Below are 2,572 nucleotides of genomic sequence, written 5' to 3'. Positions count from 1 at the left end.
CTTCCTGTCCTCAGCTGTCGCCGGGCGTCGTCCGCGGTCGAGGTACAGGGAGTCCTTCTCGTTCAGGGTCACAGGACGCCCCGCCGGCACCCCCTTCGGCTGCCCCGCCACTGACCCGGTCGCGGTTGGACTCGACGCCTACCCCGTCCCGTCGCCCTCGGCTTCCCCAGCCGTCCCAGCCGACGCCGAACCCCCCGACGTCCGCCCCGACGCCCCGGACGTCGGGGGCTTCGGCGTCGGCTGGGACGGATGTGGAAGCCGAGGGCAACGGGACGGGGGAGGCGTCGAGTCCATCCGCGACCGTGTCCGTGGCGGGGCAGCCACAGGGGGTGCCGGCGGGCCTTCCTTTGACCCTGAACGAGAAGAACTCCCTGTACCTCCACGACGGCAAACGCCCGGCGACACGCGAGAACCGCAAGGGTGACGTCCGCTTCACCTGCAAAGACGTCGGTTGTTCGCTGCAGAGCGACGACAGCCTGATCGTCCAGTACATCGCCGAGGAAGCGGGTGCCACCTTGGGGGACTGCCGTTGGATCCTCGGTGGCGCCGAGGACGAGGGCGGCGACGTGTACCACGACTTCCCGCTGGCCGCCGCTTCCGCCGGCAGCGAGTTCTGCGTCAAGCACCCCTCCGGCGACATCGCGCTGCTCGTGGTCCAGGTGAAGAGCACCGCGCTGTGGGACACCTCGGGAGTGAGCTTCCTGATGGCGGACGTGACTGTCTGGCGGGCCACCTAGCCATCTGTACGGAGCTCGCCGCCCCGCCCCTACTCCCGCGGCCGCCCCGTACTCGCCCGCTCCACCAACCGCGTCGACAACTCCGTCCGCGTCCCCTCGGGCCGCTTGCCCTCCATCATCCGCACCAGCAGCCGCGTCGCCGTCGCCGCCATTTCCGACAGCGGCTGGCGGACGGTGGTGAGGGCGGGGCTGGCCCAGCGGGCCTCCGGGAGGTCGTCGAAGCCGACGACGCTCATGTCGTCGGGGATGCTCAACCCCCGTTCCGCCAGGGCCTCGTAGACGCCGAGGGCCATCCCGTCGGAGCAGACGAAGACGGCGGTGGGCGGTTCGGGAAGGTCGAGGAGTTCCCGCATGCGGTCGCGGGCGACGGACTCGTCGAACGCGGCGTAGCGCACGTACTCCGGCCGCTGCCGCACCCCCGCAGACGCGAGCGCCGAACGGTAGCCGGCCACCCGCGCGGTGCTGCACATCTTGCGCCGGTTCCCGGCGATCACCGCGATCCGCTCATGGCCCAGCGCCAGCAGATGCTCGGTCGCGGCCATCCCGCCCTGCCAGTTCGCCGCGCCCACCGACACCACGCCCGGCGGCGGTTCCACCACGGGGTCGATCATCACGAACGGGATGCGGTGCTGCTCCAGCCACGCGTACTGGGAGGCCGTCAGCTCGGCCAGGTTGAACAACACCCCTGACGAACCACGGGCGATGAGCTTGTCCAGCCAGCCGCGCTCGGGTCGCCCGCACCGCTGGCGGGTCAGCCCGGCCGACACCACCACTTCCAGGCCGGCGTCGTGCGCGGCCTCCTCCACACCGTGCAGCACCGCCCCCGACCAGGAACTGTTGAGCGAGTGCACGACGAGGTCGACCAGTGCCGGGGGCTTCGCCGCGTCGAAGCGGGGTCTGCGGACATAGCCGAGCCGGTCCAGGGCCTCGGTGACCCGTCGGCGGGTCTCGGGTGCGACGTCCTCGCGGCCGTTGACGACCTTGGAGGCGGTGGGCACGGACACCCCCGCCTCCCGGGCCACGACCGCCAGCGTCGGCCCGGCTGCCACACTCGCACTCCCCGTACGGACCATCGGGAACCACCTCTCCGGCCCGCCCGAGGGCCATGGAAAGTTTTCGACCAAGGCGGATAGTAAGCGCTTCCTACCCTAGGTTCGCCGCGAGGAGTCGGGAAGAGGCCGAGGACTACCGGCAGGTCAGCCGAAATCCCGTGAAATCGGCGGTGAACGCCGCGTCGACGAGGTCCACGGCGTGGATGCCGGCCATCGCTCCCGTGAAACGCAGCTTGGAACCGTGGTCGTCGGAGAGCTTGCCGAAGTCGAGCGGCTCGCCGACCGGTGTGCGCATGCCGCCGTCCCGGACGTACCAGAACCGCGCTTCCGCGCCGTCGACCGTCACACCGAGAGTGAGCGGTGCGCCCGCCTCGACGTCCACGACGGACACCTGCCGGGTCCCGGACTCCTCCCGCTCGACGAGGCTGAGCACGGTACGTCCACCGCCCCGCCACTGCTGCCCGCGCTGCCCCTCGCCCTCCGGCTCCGCCCAGGTCAGGTCCAGGCTCACATGGGCCTCGGTGTTGTACCAGAGCACGAGACCGGCGGCCTGTGTGAACGTGTCCGGCCGTGCCTCGACAGTGACCTCGGCCTCCGCGCGGTGCTCGGTGATGCGTTGGGCGAGCAGGCTGTGCGCCCACCAGGACTCCGGGCCGTGGCGGCCGCGCTCTTCCCCCCCTCCCCCCGCCGACTCCCCCTCCCCTGCCACCACGGGCCACCCCTCCCGTCCCCCCTCTGCCCCCCACCCCCGCGCCCTTCCCCCCCCCCCCCGTCCTCTCCCGC

The 2,572-nt window shown here is 71.7% G+C and carries 3 protein-coding genes; 1 reads left to right on the top strand and 2 read right to left on the bottom strand.

Translation table 11 applies throughout. The annotated features are described in order from the left end of the window. Positions 1-347: 347 nt before the first annotated feature. The gene (locus HLK59_RS49425; protein ID WP_171148239.1) at positions 348-737 is read left to right on the top strand and encodes a hypothetical protein; all 390 of its coding nucleotides are present in this window, start codon (positions 348-350) and stop codon (positions 735-737) included. A 29-nt stretch (positions 738-766) separates the two neighbouring features. On the opposite strand, the gene HLK59_RS49420 is transcribed toward HLK59_RS49425, so the two are convergent. Continuing rightward, the gene (locus HLK59_RS49420; protein WP_171148238.1) at positions 767-1,810 is read right to left on the bottom strand and encodes a LacI family DNA-binding transcriptional regulator; all 1,044 of its coding nucleotides are present in this window, start codon (positions 1,808-1,810) and stop codon (positions 767-769) included. A gap of 112 nt (positions 1,811-1,922) precedes the next feature. Beyond that, the gene (locus HLK59_RS49415) at positions 1,923-2,501 is read right to left on the bottom strand and encodes a hypothetical protein (protein ID WP_346780010.1); all 579 of its coding nucleotides are present in this window, start codon (positions 2,499-2,501) and stop codon (positions 1,923-1,925) included. Positions 2,502-2,572: the final 71 nt, after the last annotated feature.

The organism is Streptomyces sp. S3(2020), assembly GCF_013044505.1.
In the GTDB taxonomy this organism is placed as follows: Bacteria; Actinomycetota; Actinomycetes; order Streptomycetales; family Streptomycetaceae; genus Streptomyces.
The sequence above is the reverse complement of the archived record's forward strand: the minus strand, read 5'-3'. Positions and strand labels throughout refer to the sequence as shown.